Below are 17,437 nucleotides of genomic sequence, written 5' to 3'. Positions count from 1 at the left end.
ACATCTTCAACCGCTAATAAATCAGGCCACCACCTGCGCCGCGTCATCCGCTTCCGCACTCTCCACCAACCCTTTCACCTGCTCGACGATATAGCCGCCGATCGGGATCGCCGAGGTGGCGGCCGGTGAAGGCGCGTTGCACACCGCCAGTGCGCGCTGGGTGTTGAAGAACAGGAAGTCGTCCACCAGCGAGCCGTCCTTCGCCACCGCCTGGGCACGGATACCGGCCGGGTAGGGTTTGAGGTCGTCTAACGTCAGGCTGGGGCAGTATTTCTGCACCAGTTTCAGGTAGCCACGCTTGCAGAGGCTGTTCTTCAGTTCCACCAGGCTGATCTTGAAGTTGCGCATCAGCACCTTCAGCATGCCGGGATAGCTGAACATCTCGAAGCAGTCCTTCAGGCTGATATCGAACTTGCCGTAGCCCTCGCGGGCGAAGGCGATCACCGCGTTCGGGCCGACCGTCACGGTACCGTCGATCATCCGGGTCAGGTGGACGCCGAGGAACGGCAGCTCCGGATCGGGGATCGGGTAGATCAGGTGGTTGACGATCTGGTTGTGCTGGGCGTCCAGCAGGAAGTATTCGCCGCGGAACGGGATGATCTTGAAGTCCGGTTCCAGCCCCATCATCCGCACGATCCGATCGGCGTGCAGGCCGGCGCAGGCCACCAGGTAGCGGCCCTGCACCCGCCCTTCGTTGGTGAACACCGTCACCCGGTCGGCGAACTCCTCCAGTTTCTGCACCTCGGTGTTGAAGCGCACCTCGCCGCCGTTGGCCTGCACCAGCTCGCCCATCCTGGCGCTGATCTCGGTGTAGCTGACGATCCCGGTGGACGGCACGAAGATCGCACCGACACCGCTGATATTGGGCTCGCGCGCTTTCAGCTGCTCGGCGTCCAGCACCTCGATCTCGATACCGTTTTCGGCACAGCGGCCAACCAGCGCCTGCATCCGCTCCAGTTCCACCGCGTTGGTGGCAACCAGCAGCTTACCGCACTGGTCGTACTTGATGTCGTGTTGCTCGCAGAACTGCCGGGTGGCGATATTGCCCTCCTTACAGAAACGCGCTTTCAGGCTGCCCGGCTTGTAGTAGACCCCGGCGTGGATCACGCCGGAGTTGTGGCCGGTCTGGTGACGGGCCGGGCCGGACTCTTTCTCCAGCACCAGCACCGAACGGCCCGGGTAGGCCTGTTGCAACTGCATGGCGGTGGACATACCGATGATGCCGCCGCCAATTACGACAAAGTCATAGATCACTTAGCTACTACTCCGTTACTCGCTGCCTGCGCCTGGTCGCCATTCTGCCGGCGACTGTAAAGGAACAAACCGAGGAATACCACCAGGCCGGCCAGGTCGATCGCCAGCTGGCCGTGCGGCCAGAGCATCGCCAGCGCGCAAACGCCGCTGACCAGCCGCAGCAGGATATTCAGTTTGCCCTCCAGGTGGCCCTCCATGAAGCCGACGAAGGCATAGAGGCCGAACAGCGAGAACAGGAAGATAGTCATCACCTCCTGCGCCGAGCCACCGATAAAGTTGGTGTAGGCAAACAGCAGAGGCACGATATAGAGCCCCTTGGCGATCTTCCAGGCGGTAAAGCCGGTTGCCATCGGCGGGGTCTTGGCAATCGCCGCCGCGGCGAAGGCGGTCAGGCAGACCGGCGGCGTCACGTTGGAGTCCTGCGACAGCCAGAAGATAATCATATGGGCTGACAGCAGCGTAGCCGCCAGGATCGACGGATCGAGCGCCTGTTCCAGCAGTTGGCTGCGGAAGTCGTCCGGCACCTGGGCCAGCAGCGCCAGCGCATCCGCTTCACTCATCGGCGCCGACAGCAGCGCGAACTGGTCCGGGCTGATCAGCATGAAGATCATCTTGGCCTGCTCCGGCAGGTTGCCGGCGGCGATCAGATCGACCAGCTGGGACTCGGCGATCAGGTTGTACAGCGCCGGCGCCGACAGGGTCGCCAATACGATGTAGGAGGCGGTCACCGGCAAGCCCATACCGAGGATCAACGATGCCAGCGCCACCAGCACCAGCATGATCAGCAGGCTGCCGCCGGCCCATTCGGTGACCATCAGCGAGAACACGTTACCGATACCGGTCATCGCCACCACGTTGACCACCAGGCCGATCGAGACCAGCAGCATCGCGGTGGTCGCCATGTTCTTGGCGCCCTGTGCCAGCGCATCCAGGATATCCTTCGGCCCCATCGGCTGACGCGACAGCCAGGAGGCCACCACCACCGAGATAATCGAGATACCGGCGGCGTAGGTCGGCGTGAAGCCGTAGATCAGCAAAGCAACCAGCACCACCAACGGCAGCAGGAAGTGCCAGCCCTCCTTGAACACTTCGCCGATCGGCCGGCTGTCCAGCTCCACCGCATGGGCGTGGCTGCGCTTGGCCTCGACCCGCACGTAGAAACCGACCGACAGGAAGTACAGCAGCGCCGGCAAGGCAGCGATGGCGATGATGTCGATATAGGGGATCTGGGTATAGGAGGCCATGATGAACGCCCCTGCCCCCATCACCGGCGGCATCAGCTGACCGCCGGTGGAGGCGGCCGCCTCGACGCCGGCGGCGAAGCGGGCCGGGAAGCCGGCGCGCTGCATCAGCGGGATGGTGATCACGCCGGTGGACACGGTGTTGGCCACCGAGGAGCCGGATACCGAGCCCATCAGGCCGGAACCCAGCACCGCCACGAAGCCGGGGCCGCCGACGAAGCGACCGGCCGCGCAACGGGACAGTTCGATAATGAAGTCACCGGCGCCGGACTTGACCAGGAAAGCGCCGAACAGGATGAACATGAACACGTAGGTCCAGGAGATACGGGCGATCTGGCCGAACATCCCCTCGGATGAGAAATAGGAACGGTACAGCAGGGTCTCCAGGCTCAACCCGGCAAAGCCGAAGATCCCTTCGATATAGGGGCCCCACCAGAACACGTAGGTCAGCGCCACCAGGATCATGCTCGGGATGAACCAGCCGGTGGTGCGGCGGGCCATCTCCAGTGCGATGAAGATTGCGCACAGCGAGAAGAACCAGTCGGAGGCGATGAAGTGCACGCCGCGGTCGTAGAGTGCATCCTCAAAACCGATCAGGTAGAGCGTGCAGGCGATCGCCGCCAACCCCACCAATACATCGAGCACCAGCGCCAGCTTCTGCTTGGCGGCACTGCTGCTACGGATCGACGGCACCATCAGCGCGCAGATCAGTGCAAAACCACCGAAGTGGATCGCCGATACCCAGAGCTCAGACATCGTACCCAGGGTATTGAAGTAGATATGGGCGAGAGAGAACAGTACGCCGGCCCAGTAGATGAAGCGGCCGGCGGCCGATTGCTCGTCGCGCTTGGCCAGCTCCAGGCTTTTCAGCTTGGCCGCCGTCTCCCGATCGGTCATCGGTGTGGCGTTGGATTCAGACATGGCTAGACCCGTTATCCGTTTGAGGCTTTCGAGCAACAGCGAAACGACGACGCAGCAAAGGCGACATCGGCTGTGCTCAGCTTTCTAATTATGATTGATGAGGAAATCGGCGCAGGACTGCATACGTCAGCCCTGCACCGGACAGCTTGCGGCTGGAAGCTTGCCGCTTAACGCTGCAACGCTTAGTCGGCGATCAGGTGGGCCGGGATCTCCAGGCCGACTTCCTTGTAGTAACGGGCGGCACCCGGGTGCAGCGGTACCGGCAGGCCGGCAATCGCTTTTTCAATCGCCATCGCTTTGGTGGCCTTGTGGATACCGTTCAGGAACGGCAGGTTCTCGTAGACGGTCTTGGTCAGCAGGTAGACATCTTCTTCGGAGATATCGTCGCGCACCGCCAGGAAGTTCGGCTGCGCCATGGTGCGGATCTCCTTGCTCTGGCCCGGGTAGGTGTTGGCCGGAATCACGTAGCGGGTCCACAGCTTGTATTTACCGTTGGCCTGCTCGATCTGCTCGTCGGTGAACTCCAGCATGGTGATATCGCTACCCAGCGCCGCGTAAGCACGGGTGATCGCGCTGGTCGGCACCCCGGACGGGATGTTCATGCCATCGACGGTGCCGTTCTGCAGCGCATCGGCGGACGGGCCGTAACCCATGTAGGCCAGGTTGAAGCTGTCAGGATCGATACCCAGGTTGTTGAGGATGGTACGGCCGGAACCTTCGGTACCGGAGTTCTTCTTACCGATCGAGAACTTCTCGCCCTTCAACCCTTTCAGGTCGGTAATGGTGCCGCTCTGGGCGTAGTCGCTCTTGACCACGAACTGCTCGACGTTCTGCCACAGCATGGTGACCGAGCGCAGCTGTTTCTGCGGACCGGACTGCGCCATGCGGCCCTCGCCCTCCCAGCCCCAGGCGCCGTACAAGCCCTGCAGGATGGCGAACTGGGCTTCGTTCTCGCGCAGCAGCTTGATGTTTTCACCGGAACCGGCGGAGTTGATCGCCGACATCGAGATCTTGTGCGTCGGCTCCAGCTTGACCTTGGTCAGGGTCGCCAGCGCGACACCGACCGGGTAGTAGGTACCGCCGGTGGACGCGGTCGCCATCACGTAGGCACGCTTGTCGTCCGCCAGTGCCTGAGTAGCGGCACCCACAGCGGTGCTCAGTACCAGGGCGGCGCCCATACCTTTGATGAAGCTGCGTTTACTCATGCTCATTTTCTAGTCCTTATGCTTGTTGTTATTCAGATTATGAATCCGGCATCGGAGGAGAATCCTCAGCGTAGACCAGATAAAGCAAACCACAGGCCAATTTCTATTATTTTCTGTAACTATTTGTTTTTTAATAAATAAACGAGCCAAGCACAGGTAGACACAGGATAGCCGTAAGCAATTTTTTGCTTATTGACCCACAAATCAATAAGCAAAATTTTGCCTATAGCCAGCAGATACTGATCAAGCGTTGTACTGCTGCGGATAGTTGAAGGGGTATCGGAGGAAAAAAGAACCCGGTTTCGGCGGTGAAAAACAGGATAGGCAAAATTTTGCCCATCCCGTTCAGGCGCTTTGCTCAGGATCCGCTTCAGACAGGAAATCGTTGCGGTTCAGGCCATACTTGACCATCTTCTGGTTCAGGGTCCGGCGCGGCAGGTCCAGCTCATCCATTACCGACTTGATATTGCCCTTATGGCGCATCAGCGACTGGCGAATTACCTCCGCTTCGAAAGCCGCCACCTGCAATGCCAGTGACAGCGGCTTATCCTGCGGCGCTTCGAACACCACCGGTTGAGTATGAGCGCTGAGCAGCTCCGCCAGGCTGGCCCGCTGGTCCAGTGCAAAGCGGATCGCCACGTTTTTCAGCTCGCGTACGTTGCCGGGCCAGTTATAGCCCTGCAGGGTGCGCTGGTCCTGCTCGCTCAGGTTACGGCTGTTGCGATCATGGGCCGCGGCGGCCTGGCGCACATAGTGGGCGAACAGCAGCGGCACATCCTCCAGCCGCTCGCGCAGCGGCGGGATATGCAGCTGGGCAACATTGAGTCGATAGAACAGGTCCTCGCGGAAATTCGCTTCCTCGCGCAGATCGGCCTTGGAGGCCGCTACCACCCGCAGATCGACCGAGATCGGCTGGTTGGAGCCCAACCGTTCGATCACCCCTTCCTGCAGCGCACGCAACACCTTGACCTGCAGGTGCGGCGGCATGCTCTCGATCTCATCGAGGAACAGGGTGCCGCCATCGGCGTGCTCGAACTTGCCGATGCGGCGCTTGGCGGCGCTGGTAAAGGCACCGGCCTCGTGACCGAACAGCTCGCTCTCGATCAGCGCCTCCGGTATCGCACCGCAGTTGATCGGCACGAAATGACGACTGTTGCGGCTGCTGAACTCGTGCAGGCACTGGGCGACCAGCTCCTTGCCGGTGCCGGTCTCGCCGTAGATCACCACATTGGTATCCAGCGCCGCCAGCGCCAGGATCTCCCGTTTCAGCCGCTGAATCGCCGGCGAAATGCCGATCAGCTTGGCATCGATGCCGGAGCGTGAGGCCAGGTCCTGCTGCAGCCGCAGGTTCTCCAGCATCAGCCGACGCTTGTCGCAGGCCCGGTTGATGGTTTCCACCAGCCGTTCCGGTACGAACGGCTTCTCGATGAAATCGTAGGCCCCCTCGCGCATTGCGCTGATCGCCATATCCACGTCGCCGTGTGCGGTCAGCAGGATCACCGGCAGCTCGGCGATCCGGCTGCGCGCCTCGCGCATCAGCTGCAGACCATCCATACCCGGCATCTTCACGTCGGTCAGCAGCACACCGGGAAACGCCTCGTCGAGCTGTGCCAGCGCCTGCTCGGCGCCGGAGCAACTGATCACCTCGAAGCCGGACATCTTCAACCACTGCTCGGTGGCCTGCCGGACCATCTGTTCGTCGTCGACCAGCAACACCTGGCCGCGTACCGCCTGCGACATTCAAACTCTCCCCTGTTCGCAATGGCCGCAGTATACGCGAACAGCACGGGCCGGTTACAAGTCGCGGGTATCAGCCACGCACCGCCGCCAGCGGCCGAGCGGCCCGGTCCAGCTCATCCAGCGAATCGTCGCTCAGTTTGAGCCAGCCGATCAGCAGCGTGCCCAGCGCGACGAAACCGCCGGCCAGCCAGAGGCCGCTGTCGTAGCTGCCGGTCCGTTCGGCCATCATGCCGGTCAGTGCCGGCGCGACGATCTGCGCCACGCCATAGGCCAGGGTCAACTTGCCCATCAACTTGGCCGGCTTGGTCGGGAACAGCCGGCCGGCCAGGGTCAGCACCAGGCTGACACAGCCTATGAAGGTGGCACCGTACAGCAGCGCGCTAAGCAGCGCGGCGGCCAGGCCATGGTCCAGTGCCGGCAGCAGGATACCCAGCACCTGCAGGCCGTAGGCCAGCATCAGGGCACCCAGATAGCCGAACCGGCGGGCGAGCAGGTCCCAGAGCATCACCGCCGGCGTAGCCGCCAGGCCGACCAGCGCGAACGCCAGCGGTCCCATACCGGTCAGCTCCGGCTGGCGCTCGACAATGGTGACGATGAAGGTGGCGTGGATCACGTAGCCGTAGCCGGCACAAAAGTAAGCTGCCAGCATGATCAGCATGAAGCGCCGACTCGGCGGCCGGTCGACCAGCGGCTGACCACCGGTGGTCACCGGCCGGGTATCCGGCGGCGGCAACCAACGCCAGGCCGGTACTGCAAGTACTACCGCCAGCAGACCGAACCAGAACCACTGCTGCGCCCAGTCGAGGCTGAGCCGTAACATCAATTCCACCGCCACTGCGGCGAAGATGATCCCCAGGCCGGCGCCGGCGTAATGGATGCCCAGCTCGCCGCGATGATGATGGCGAATCAGCCAGTTCAGGATCAGCGCGGCGGCGAGCAGCATCGAGCCGGCACTGCTGAGGCCGGACAGGAAGCGCCAGAACGACCACCAGAACATATCCTCGGTCCAGGCCATCGCCACGGTGGTGACCACCGCCAGCAGCAGGCCGGTCCGGTACAACCGGTCCTTCAACCGCAGGTCGCTGACCGAGGCGGCCAGCAGCGCACCGCACATGTAGCCGGCATAGTTGATCGCCGCCAGCCAGCCCCCTTCGGCATCGCCGATCCAGGTCTGCTGCTGCATCACCGGCAACAGCGGGGTATAGGCGAAACGGGCGATTCCGATACAGAGAATCTGGCTGAAGATGCCGGCGAACAGCACCTTCATACGACTGCTTTGAGCATGCATGTTGAGGCTCCCAGGCTGAGGTCAGTCGCGCTGAATCATGAAGGTGGCGGTGGCATGGGCGTACAGCTTGCCGGCTTCATCGACCAGCCGCCCCTCTGCCACGCCCAAACGGCGGGACAGGTTGAGAGTGGTGCCGATCGCCCGTAGTACCATGCCGGCCTGGATCGGCCGCATCATCTTGACGTTCAGTTCGATGGTGCTGCAGCTGCTGCCCGCCGCCAACTGGGTCTGCACCGCACAGCCGGTGCAGGAATCCAGTGCCGTGGCGGCAAAACCGCCATGCACCATGCCGCGGGGATTCAGATGTTGCCGGTCCGGCCGGGCCTCGAATTCGACCAGACCCGACTCGACTCGCAGCAGCTGCATCGGCAGCGTCTGCAACATGCTGGGCGGCGGCACCATCCCCTCGGCTATGCCGCGCAAAAACTCCAAACCTGACGGATAACTGCCCATCGCCTCACTCCCAAATCACTTATATGCTTTTTATATTTACACGTATTACTCGTGTACAAGCAATATAGATAATCAGGGAGTTTCCCTACAAGGTCTATTTGGGGAACTCAGAGTCGCGCCAGCAGCGCCTTAAGCTGTTCCAGTTCCGCGTCGGATAAGTTGCCGGTAAATGAGCGGTTGGCCTGTTCCATTACCGGGTGGATCTGTTCGGCCAGTTCACGGCCCTGCGGGGTCAGGCAGATCAGGATGGCACGCCGGTCCCTGTCGTGGCGTTGGCGTTCGATCAGTCCGTCGCGTTCGAGCCGGTCGAGCACCCCGGTCAGCGTGGCGCTGTCCAGCTGGGTACGCTCGCCCAGCTCCACCGACAGGATGCGATCGCCCTCCTGCAACGCGTGCAGCACCATGGCCTGCACACCGGTCACCCCGAAACCGGTAACATGCTGTTTCCAGTATTTGCTGGCGCGCCGCGCCGCGGTGGTCAGGGAGAAAAAGACACAGTCGTCCAAGTGCATGGCAAGTTACTCGTACTAAAGTATATTGCGTACAAGTATCCCCGCCCGTTCCGCAACGTCAAGCATGGTTTGGTCCCCTATCCTTTTGACGGCACACGCTCTAGGCAGGTACCGATCGTATCGTAGCAGCCCTCTTGTTATACCTGTGAGTGCCGAGGGCGCTTTCCACGAACTATCCGACTTGTCGCGGTCGGAGCCCGCTGCTACGGGGTCCGGGCTTCGTAGCCGCCCGCTTTTATGCCCGCGGGTGCCGAGGGCAACATCCGCGGCCGCTCCAACCCTATCGCGGCCAGAGCCCGCTGCTACGGGGTCCGGGCTTCGTAGCCGCCCGCTTTTATGCTCGCGGGTACCGAGGGCAACACCCGCAGACTGCGTTAACCCTGTCGCGACCGATAGTACTAAATCCCAACCTAAATCATTGGTCATCCTGGCAAATCCACTGCTAAGATGCCCGAAATACCGGTTGTGGAATTAGGGAATATTTGGGACGAGGATGATGGGACTGAGATCGGTTCGAGTCGGACTGCTGCTGATTATCTGCGCACTGGTGACCGCCTGTGGCGGCCTATCGCACAAACCTGCCTCATACCACTACACAGCCTCCCCCGACAGCAGCCCGGTCGCCCAGGCACTGTACGACCAGCATCTGCAATGGCGCGGTACCCCGTACGAGCTAGGCGGTACCGACCGTAGCGGTATCGACTGCTCGGCCTTCACTCAACGCACCTTTCTCGACCAGTTCGGCACCCGCCTACCCCGGACCACCGCCCGTCAGCAGTACAGCGGTCAGCCGGTGCCCCGTCAGCAACTGCAGCCGGGCGACCTGGTATTTTTCAAGACCAGCCGCAAAGTCCGCCACGTCGGCATCTATATCGAACGCAACCGTTTCCTGCACGCATCAACCAGCAACGGCGTGATGATCAGCAATCTGAATAACCCGTACTGGCAAACGCATTACTGGAAGGCGGTACGCCCGATGCAGCCATTGTCCGTATCGCAACGCTGATCGTTTAACCACAGAATCGTCAAACGAAGGAAGCCCCCGGCGTTGGAATGCACAAAGGGCTTCGGGGCAACTGTTGCCACTTACGGTGGCGGTGATTCTTGGTTAATCAATGCTGCGGATAGTCAGCCTATATACTCCTGACGGTTGGTGCGCCCCTTATTTTCTGGCGCCGTGATCAGCGGGCTGGTAAGGGTTAAAGATGTTGTTGATGTTCTGTTCTATGACATCCTGTCCGGCTGCCGGTATCGAGTCAGCAGTCGCAGTAACACTACCGCTGGCCAATCCCAGCACCACCAGCAGCGTAATCAAGAGATGTTTCATAAAGGCCTCCCCTAACAGACAGCTGTTAGAAGCCTGGATGGGGTGAGCAGGTCAGCAGCGTCTCGGCCAATATTAGTCCCGGCGCGCTTGTTTGCTTACACCCACACTCTAGATCCTCCGCCTGTATTCCGGCGGAGTTCGGCTCGAAATTCGTTCCAAAGTATGAACTTTCCCAGCAGACGATAACGGTGATGGCGCCCTGCTCCGCTGCCCCGCATTTGCCCCAGGTCAGGCGTCCGGCATGGAAAGCGATCTACACTTAGTCGGTATTTTTGCCGTTAGCCGCGCCGCCGACCAAGGGAGTGCCCCCCATGTTCGAATTGTCGATCCCCTCACTGAAAAACAGCATCGACCGCATCACCCACGCCATCCAGGGACGCTATACCGGCGGCCTGTCACCTGCTGCGCTGCAACTGGCCTACTGCGACTGGCTGATCCACCTGTGCCATTCGCCCGGCAAGATGGCGGAGATTGCCGAAAACATGGCCCGCAAGGGCGGTGATTTCATGACTTGGGCGGCGCTCAGCCATCACCGCCGGGATGGCGATGCCTTTCCCTTTATCGAACCGCTGATGGATGATCGTCGTTTTCGTGCGGAGGCCTGGCAGCGCTATCCATTCAACCTCATCTCCCAAGGCTTTCTGCTGCAGGAGCAGTGGTGGCATTACGCTACCACCGATATTCCCGGTCTGTCGCGCCACCATGAGCGGGTCGTCAGCTTCATGGCCCGCCAATGGCTGGATCTACTGTCGCCGACGAACTTCCCCGCCACCAACCCCGAAGTCATCGATAAAACCGTGCAGAGCGGCGGCCAGAACCTGCTCGACGGTTGGAGCAACCTGCTGAACGATACCCTGGGCCGATTGAATGCCACCTCGAACAACGACAGCGAATACAAGGTCGGCGAGAATCTGGCGGTAACGCCAGGAAAAGTGGTCTACCGCAACCCGTTGATCGAGCTGATCCAGTACAGCCCTACTACCGCCGAGGTGAAACCGGAGCCGATCCTGATCGTGCCGGCCTGGATCATGAAGTACTACATCCTCGACCTGTCGCCGCACAACTCGATGATCAAGTACCTGGTCGACCAGGGTTACACGGTGTTCGCCATCTCCTGGCACAACCCGACCGAAGCCGACCGCGACATGCGACTCAGCGACTACCGGCGATTTGGCGTCATGGACGCATTGAAGGCGATCAACGCCATTGTGCCAGGACAGTCGGTGCATGCCACCGGCTATTGCCTGGGCGGCACCCTGCTGTCGATCGCCGCGGCGGCGATGGCACGGGATGGCGACAAGCGGCTTAAATCGGTAACCCTGTTCGCCTCACAGACCGATTTCACCGAGGCCGGCGAGCTGATGCTGTTCATCGACGAGAGCCAGCTCAGCTTCATGGAAGACATGATGTGGGACCAGGGATTCCTGGAGTCCAGCCAGATGGCCGGTGCCTTTACCCTGCTGCACTCCTATGACCTGTTCTGGTCACGGCTGGTCAACGACTACCTGCTGGGCGAACGCGGCCGGGTCAACGACCTGATGGCCTGGAACCACGACACCACGCGGATGCCCTACAAGATGCACACCCAGTACCTGCACTGGCTGTTCCTGAACAACGACCTGGCGACCGGCCGCTACGTGGTGGACGACCGACCGATCTCGCTACGCGATATCCGTACGCCGATCTTCGCAGTGGCCACCGAGAACGACCATATCGCCCCCTGGCATTCGGTCTACAAGATCATCGACCTGACCAATACCGAGGTGACCTTCGCGTTGACCAGCGGCGGCCATAACGCCGGCATCGTCAGCGAGCCGGGCCACCCACGGCGCCACTACCGCATCGCCAGCCACCAGGCGGACGACCGGTTTATCGCCCCGGACGACTGGCAGCTGCGCCAGCAGCCGCAGGAAGGCTCATGGTGGCTGGCCTGGGTAGACTGGCTGGACCGCCACTCCGGTCCGGCAATCAAGCCGCCGCCGCTCGGTCGGGCCGACGCCGGCTATCCGGCGATCTGCGATGCACCGGGAAGCTATATCTACGAGAGCTGATTTCCTATCTCGTCCCCTCCGGCACAGCATCGGTCGAGAGCGCATCAAACTGCTGTCGATCTGTGCGGGAGGCACTCCGGTAGCGCACCGGCTACTGGTGCAACTAATCATGATCAGTTACCCAGCGCCTGCTCTATCAGTGGCTGCAGCCGATCCAGCCCCTCCGCCATCGCCGGCGCGTCGTAGCCGGCGAAACCGATTACCAGGCCGGGCTGACCGACATGGTGGTGGTAGTAATGCGACAGCGCGCGTATCCCGACGCCCCGCTCCAGCGCCTGCCGGTAGAGTTCACGGTCGTCGCAGCCATCCGGCAACAGGTAGACGGAGTGCATGCCGCCGTCGGATGCCACCCGCTGCAGTCGTTTGCCGAAACGGGCCTGCACCATCTCCGTCAGCAGATCGCGGCGCTGCTTGTAGAGCTTGCGCATCCGCCGTACATGGCCGGAAAACTGCCCGCTGGCCATGAAATCGGCCAACGCCAGCTGCGGCAATAACGACAGACCACCATCCAGGTAGGCCCGGGCGGTCGCGAAGGCGTCGACCACCGAACGCGGCAGGATCAGGTAGCCGAGTCGGATCGCCGGATGCAGGATACGACTGAAGGTACCTGCATAGATCACCGGCGCATCGGCGGCCAGCCCCTGCAACGCGGTCAGCGGCGATCCGTCGAAGCGAAACTCGCTGTCATAATCATCCTCGATGATCCAGCCGCCGGAGGCCTCGGCCCACTGCAGCAGTTCCAGCCGGCGCTGCAGGCTCAGGGTATAACCCATCGGGTAGTTGCGCGAGGGTGTCAGCAGCGCCAACCGTGCTTGTGGCGCTGCCTGCAAGCCGTCCAACAGCCTGAAGCCATCAACATCCACCGTTACCGGCACCCTGTCGGCACTCACCGCGGCCAAGGCCCCATCGATGCCCGGGAAGCCCGGATTTTCCACCAACACCGGCTCGCCCGGATCGACCAGCATGCTCAGCGCCAGCCAGATCGCCTGCTGGGAGCCGGAACAGATCAGCACCTGCCCGGCATCGCAACGGATACCACGACTGACGCCGAGGTAGTCGACAATCTGCTGACGCAGCGCTGCCAGGCCCAAGCCCCCCGACTCGGTCTCAAACTTCATCGCCCGCCCGGCCCTGGCCACCGAGCGCTGCCAGCTCTGCCAGGGAAACTGGTCCAGCGCTGGCATCGCCGGCAGTAGCAGGTCACCACGCCTCAACCGGTGGCGGCCAGCCGGTGGTGCCAACCGGTCGGCCAAGCGGGACAGCTGGGCTTGCCGCGCGCCGGAGCGAACCGGCGCTAGCTGTTCGGAAAGCGGTTTCAGCTCCGGCAGCTGCGTCGACACGAAACTGCCGGCACCGTGCCGCGTCTCGATATAACCCTCCGCCTGCAGCATCTCGTAAACGGTTTTGACGGTGTTACGCGACAGCGACAACTCGCTGCTGAGCGCCCGGCTGGCAGGCAACTTGGCACCGGCCGGCAACAGGCCGGACAGAATCGCCTGCTGAAAGGCGCGAAACAGCCGGCGATAACGCGGCCTGGAGTCGTCCTGCCCGCTATCTGCCAGGAAAGGACGGAAAAGCTCTGCCGATAGCTGACTGTCGCTCAAAGTGGGCCCCATATCTTCCAATAAATGGATCTCATATTAGATCCACAGTCTGCGTAATCTGGCCCCACCTGACAACATTGCAGTAAGGACTCAGCTATGAAACCGATCTCCGTCACCGAGCAAACCCAAGTAAAACGGGGCCCGAAGAAGGCCTGTTACGACCGGGAAACCATCTACCGTATCTACGACGACACCTACCTGTGCCATATCGGCGCCACCATCCACGGCCAGGCGGTGGTACAGCCGAACCTGCACTGGCGGATCGGCGACGAACTGCTGGTGCACGGCTCGGCCAAAAACGCCCTGTTCCAGTCGATCCTGCAGGGCGAGAAAGCCTGCATCACGGTGTCGACGCTGGATGGCCTGGTATTCGCCCGTTCGGCCTTTCACCACTCGGTCAATTTCCGCTCGGTGATGCTCTATGGACAGGGCCGACTGATCGAGGACGAACAGGAAAAACGGGCCGCGCTGGACGCGTTGCTGGAGCGCTACAGCCCGGGCCGGAGCGGCGAGGCCCGGCCGCCGAATGACACCGAGCTGAAAGCGACCTCGGTGTTCGCCTTTCCGATCGAAGAGGTATCGGCCAAGATCCGCACCGGCGGGCCGGTCGACGATCCGGCCGATATGGCGCTCGATGTCTGGGCCGGCGTCCGGCCGGTGGAAACCCGGGTTGGCGAACTGATAGTTGATTGAGATCTGTCGTACCAAGCGGTTCGCTCAATGAGCGAGCCGCTGCCATTTCCACGCCTGCATACGGCGCTCCCTGCAGCAGATAGATTGTCCCCCAACCAGTTCGCCGGGGCGGGAACCAGCAACTGCGGCTAGTTTCATACTCCCCTCACCCAAGCAGCCCGGCGCACCCAGCAAGCCATCAGGTAGCGATATGCGCTACTTTTACGTTTTTACTGTCCGCTACCCGCTCGCCATTCGACACTTCGCCTGTCATCGAACCGGATATAACCAAACCGAGAGGACAGAGCGATGTTCCGTTTTTGCCAACTGATACTGATTGCAGCCGCCAGCCTGTTGCTGGCGCTGCCCAGCCAGGCCGCCGGCCTGATCAAGCCGGTCAACAGCAGCTACGCCGATCTGCAGATCCGCCAGCACCATGTTGAGGTGGTGATCGAGGACGGCTATGCCACCACCCAGGTCGAACAGGTGTTCTACAACCCCAACGCCGGCGAGTTGGAGGCGATCTACAGCTTCCCGGTACCGGACAAGGCGGTGGTCGGCGAATTCAGCTACTGGATCGACGGCCAGCCGGTGACCGGCGAGGTGCTGGAGAAGCAGCAGGCACGTCAGGTCTACGAACAGGAGAAGCTGGCGGGCCGGGAAACCGCGCTGGTCGAGAAGGATGCGTACAAGACCTTCGAGATCAACGTCTATCCGGTGCGGCCCCAGCAGGAGGTGCGGGTACGGCTGGTTTACCTGCAGACCGCCGAGGTCGATCACGGTGTCGGTCGCTACCTTTATCCGCTGGAGGAAGGCGGCGTCGACGAGCAGAAACTGGCGTTCTGGAGCCGCAACGAGACGGTCGAAGCCCAGTTCAGCTTCAACCTGAAATTGCGTACCAGCTATCCGATCGACGGCCTGCGGCTGCCGCAGCATCCCGACGCCCGAGTACAGCAATTGGATGCCCAACAGTGGCAGGTCAGCCTCGCCAGCGCCCCCGCAGTCGAGGAAGGCGCTGCCACATCGAGCGGCCCTGCCGCCACGCTCGACCAGGACATTCTCGTTTACTGGCGTCACCAGCAGGGGCTGCCCGGCCGATTGGAACTGGTTGCCCAGCGCGATGCCGGCTCCGAGCCCGGCACCTTCATGCTGACCCTGACACCGGGCGACGACCTGCCGGCGCTGCAGGGCGGCCGCGATTGGGTATTCGTGCTGGACCGTTCCGGCTCGATGCGCGGCAAGTTCGCCACGCTGGCCGAAGGGGTCCGCCAGGGGCTCGGCAAGCTGCGACCGGACGATCGTTACCGGATCATGCTGTTCAATGACAGCGCCGATGAGTTCACCCGCGGCTTCCAGCCCGCCACCAGCGACCATATCGAGCGCACCCTGAACCGGCTCGGCCAGCTGCAGGCCGGCGGCAGCACCAACCTCTACGCCGGCCTGGAACTGGGCCTCGACAGCCTGGACAGCGACCGGCCCGGCGCCATCGTGCTGGTAACCGACGGGGTGGCCAATGTCGGTAACACCGAACGACGGGACTTTCTCGACCTGCTGCAACGCAAGGATGTCAGGCTGTTCACCTTCATCATGGGCAACAGTGCCAACCGGCCGCTGCTGGAGGGGATGACCCGGGTCTCCAACGGCTTCGCGATGACCGTCTCCAACGCCGATGACATCGTCGGCAAGCTGATGCAGGCGACCAGCAAACTGAACCACGCCGCACTGCGGGATATCGAGTTACGTATCGACGGCGGCCGGGTCAGCGAGGTCACCCGCAACCAGCTGGGCTCGCTCTATCGCGGCCAGCAGCTGATCACGCTGGGCCGCTACCAGCAGCCCGGCCCGGTCACGGTGACCCTGACCGGCAAGGTCGGCGACCAGCCGCGCAGCTACCAGACCACCATAGAGCTACCGGCACAGGCCAACCTGCATCCGGAACTGGAGCGGCTCTGGGCGTTCGCCACCATCGACAACCTACGGGCGGAGCAGGACTACCTGGGCGCCGATGCCGACGCCCGCCAAGCGATGAAGGACCTGGCCCTGCAATACGACCTGGTCACCGACCAGACCTCGATGGTGGTACTGCGCGACGAGGTGTTCGCGGCGATGAACATCGATCGCGATAACCGGACACGCGTCGCCAATGAACAGCAGGCCCGGGTACAGCGGGCACAATTGCCGGTGCAGCAACGCCAGGCCGATCAGCAGCAGCCGATGTTCAGCGGCAACAGCGCCAGCCTGGGTGGCGGCAATGGAAACGGCGGCGGCAACGGTAGCGGCGCAGTCTCGCCCTGGCTGTTGCTGGTTGTTTTGATAGCCCTCGGCGCCCCGCTGCAAAGCCGGTTGTTTAATCGGAGTACCTGCTGATGCGGCCGCTAACGCAGTTGCCGGGCCGGCCTCAGCTGCCGCTGATTACGCTGTCGGTTGGTCTGGCCAGCTTGTTGCTGGCCAATTTCGGCGAACTGCTGGACTGGTGCTTCGATTATGACGCTGTCATCCAGGGGCAATGGTGGCGGCTTATAAGCGGCCACCTGGTGCACAGTTCGGCCAGTCACCTGTGCTGGGACTTGCTGGCCTTCAGCCTGGCAGCCGGTTACCTGGAACGTCGTAGCCGCACCCTGCTCTGCGCCTGCCTGCTGGTCGGTCTGCTGAGTGTCGATCTGCTGTTGCTGTCAGACCTGTCACCGCTGGCCCGGTACTGCGGCTTGTCCGGCCTGCTCTACGCACCACTGACGGTGGCACTGTTTCTCCATGGTCGTCGGCAACATGGCCCGCTCGGCTGGCTGCCGTTGTTGATGGTGGCCGGCAAAACGGCGCTCGAGCTGATCGATAACAGTACGCTGATCGTTGCCGGCGGCTGGCCCGGCTACCCGACGGCGCACCTGGCCGGCGGCTTAGGCGGTATGCTGAGCCTGCTGCTGATGGCATGCTTCAAGACAGCGATTCAAACTCGCCTAACGCATTTGCGGTCACTGGGCTGCGCGAAAAGCAGCTGCTTGCGGAATGGCTATTGAGGCAATACAAATTCTGTCGCGGTGCCGTTTTTGAAATCGAGTAGGAGGAGGCCTCACGGCCTCCGTCCTCTCACACCACCGTACGTACGGTTCCGTATACGGCGGTTCACGTCATACATTTGAGCCGATGGTATTGTCCCATCAGCGATACCAGT

General features: G+C 62.0%; 14 protein-coding genes. 5 read left to right on the top strand and 9 right to left on the bottom strand.

What is annotated here, in order from left to right; genetic code table 11:
• Positions 1-21: 21 nt before the first annotated feature.
• From lhgO to K6T12_RS12545, 7 genes are all read right to left on the bottom strand, one after another.
• On the bottom strand, positions 22-1,251 hold the full coding sequence (gene lhgO / locus K6T12_RS12575; protein WP_222223103.1) for an L-2-hydroxyglutarate oxidase: 1,230 nt from the start codon (positions 1,249-1,251) through the stop codon (positions 22-24).
• The gene (locus tag K6T12_RS12570; protein ID WP_222223018.1) at positions 1,251-3,416 is read right to left on the bottom strand and encodes a TRAP transporter permease; all 2,166 of its coding nucleotides are present in this window, start codon (positions 3,414-3,416) and stop codon (positions 1,251-1,253) included. Before K6T12_RS12570 ends, lhgO begins: the two co-directional genes overlap by 1 nt.
• A 182-nt stretch (positions 3,417-3,598) precedes the next feature.
• Positions 3,599-4,627, bottom strand: coding sequence for a TAXI family TRAP transporter solute-binding subunit (locus K6T12_RS12565; protein WP_222223016.1), 1,029 nt, complete (start codon positions 4,625-4,627; stop codon positions 3,599-3,601).
• A gap of 339 nt (positions 4,628-4,966) precedes the next feature.
• Complete coding sequence (locus K6T12_RS12560) at positions 4,967-6,361, bottom strand: sigma-54-dependent transcriptional regulator (protein WP_222223014.1); 1,395 nt, start codon at positions 6,359-6,361, stop codon at positions 4,967-4,969.
• 70 nt (positions 6,362-6,431) lie between these two features.
• Positions 6,432-7,649 (bottom strand): YbfB/YjiJ family MFS transporter, encoded by a 1,218-nt coding sequence (locus K6T12_RS12555; protein ID WP_222223012.1) that lies wholly within the window; start codon positions 7,647-7,649, stop codon positions 6,432-6,434.
• Between the two features lie 21 nt (positions 7,650-7,670).
• Entirely contained in the window at positions 7,671-8,102 is a 432-nt protein-coding gene (locus K6T12_RS12550) for a PaaI family thioesterase (RefSeq protein ID WP_222223010.1), read from the bottom strand.
• Between the two features lie 107 nt (positions 8,103-8,209).
• A complete protein-coding gene (locus K6T12_RS12545) occupies positions 8,210-8,614 on the bottom strand; it encodes a MarR family winged helix-turn-helix transcriptional regulator (RefSeq protein ID WP_222223008.1) in 405 nt (134 codons plus the stop codon).
• Positions 8,615-9,107: 493 nt separating this feature from the next.
• On the opposite strand from K6T12_RS12545, the gene K6T12_RS12540 reads away from it, so the two are divergent.
• Positions 9,108-9,620 (top strand): NlpC/P60 family protein, encoded by a 513-nt coding sequence (locus tag K6T12_RS12540; protein WP_255611708.1) that lies wholly within the window; start codon positions 9,108-9,110, stop codon positions 9,618-9,620.
• Between the two features lie 156 nt (positions 9,621-9,776).
• Here the strand turns inward: K6T12_RS12540 and K6T12_RS12535 are convergent, their stop codons facing one another.
• Positions 9,777-9,941 carry a hypothetical protein gene (locus tag K6T12_RS12535; RefSeq protein WP_222223006.1) on the bottom strand — a complete coding sequence of 55 codons (165 nt, stop codon included), beginning with the start codon at positions 9,939-9,941 and terminating at the stop codon, positions 9,777-9,779.
• A 311-nt stretch (positions 9,942-10,252) separates the two neighbouring features.
• On the opposite strand from K6T12_RS12535, the gene K6T12_RS12530 reads away from it, so the two are divergent.
• On the top strand, positions 10,253-11,992 hold the full coding sequence (locus K6T12_RS12530; RefSeq protein WP_222223004.1) for a PHA/PHB synthase family protein: 1,740 nt from the start codon (positions 10,253-10,255) through the stop codon (positions 11,990-11,992).
• A gap of 113 nt (positions 11,993-12,105) precedes the next feature.
• On the opposite strand, the gene pdxR is transcribed toward K6T12_RS12530, so the two are convergent.
• A complete protein-coding gene (gene pdxR / locus K6T12_RS12525) occupies positions 12,106-13,596 on the bottom strand; it encodes a MocR-like pyridoxine biosynthesis transcription factor PdxR (RefSeq protein ID WP_255611707.1) in 1,491 nt (496 codons plus the stop codon).
• 96 nt (positions 13,597-13,692) lie between these two features.
• Between pdxR and K6T12_RS12520 the strand changes: the two genes are divergently transcribed.
• The 3 genes from K6T12_RS12520 (at position 13,693) to rrtA (ending at position 17,282) form a co-directional block, all read left to right on the top strand.
• Complete coding sequence (locus tag K6T12_RS12520) at positions 13,693-14,289, top strand: pyridoxamine 5'-phosphate oxidase family protein (RefSeq protein ID WP_222223000.1); 597 nt, start codon at positions 13,693-13,695, stop codon at positions 14,287-14,289.
• A gap of 288 nt (positions 14,290-14,577) precedes the next feature.
• Entirely contained in the window at positions 14,578-16,635 is a 2,058-nt protein-coding gene (locus K6T12_RS12515) for a VIT and vWA domain-containing protein (protein ID WP_222222998.1), read from the top strand.
• A complete protein-coding gene (rrtA, locus tag K6T12_RS12510) occupies positions 16,635-17,282 on the top strand; it encodes a rhombosortase (RefSeq protein ID WP_222222996.1) in 648 nt (215 codons plus the stop codon). The genes K6T12_RS12515 and rrtA overlap by 1 nt, the downstream gene beginning before the upstream one ends.
• Positions 17,283-17,437: the final 155 nt, after the last annotated feature.

It is taken from the genome of Marinobacterium arenosum, from assembly GCF_019795155.1.
In the GTDB taxonomy this organism is placed as follows: Bacteria; Pseudomonadota; Gammaproteobacteria; order Pseudomonadales; family Balneatricaceae; genus Marinobacterium_C; species Marinobacterium_C arenosum.
Note: the sequence above shows the minus strand (reverse complement) of the source record. Positions and strands in the feature narration are given on the sequence as shown.